Source organism: Staphylococcus sp. EG-SA-2 (assembly GCF_017152085.1).
On sequence record NZ_JACYHC010001342.1, the window covers coordinates 1 to 588 of the forward strand.

Here is a 588-nt window from a genome sequence, read left to right on the forward strand (position 1 = left end):
ATCAACGTCCTATACTCTACAATGTCATATTAGCAGTCGTTAACTGAATGAAAATAAGCTTGTCATTAAAACATATAGATTTTAGTGACAAGCATTTTTGTTTTTGCGTACTTAAACAACACTTCAGACAATATGTTGTTTAGGCAACAAATGATATGTGCGTGTTTATTGGCAAACGTACAACATAGTAGTATAGTATGTCTAAACAACACATGTTGCATAGTTGATATACGTTGTTTAAATACTAAGATAGGAGGGATTGACGTGAGCGAGACAGATGAACCTCAGGGGTTTGAACGCACGCATAATATATTAAATATTAATCAGAATAGGCAGAGTCTAATGACATTCATTATAAGTAAATTGAAGTCGACGTTGAAGCAACGCATAATAAATGCTCGTGGTAAAAAGCGAATCGACTATCGACTGTCGTATAACTTTTACATTACGTATTATGATACTGTAGAAATCAAGAAAATCGACTGTGAATATACCTATGCTATGCCCATTGCAATTTTAATAAGACACACGATGTCATTCGACAATGCTCATTTCTTTGCTCAGTTACGTCATCCTGTCTTATAAAAC

1 protein-coding gene is annotated in these 588 nt (G+C 34.0%); it reads left to right on the plus strand.

The genetic code is table 11. The features are described 5' to 3' along the window. Window positions 1–84 precede the first annotated feature (84 nt). Window positions 85–585: a hypothetical protein gene (locus IDG60_RS28445; RefSeq protein ID WP_010956664.1), complete on the plus strand. Its 501-nt coding sequence runs from the start codon at window positions 85–87 to the stop codon at window positions 583–585. Window positions 586–588 lie beyond the last annotated feature (3 nt).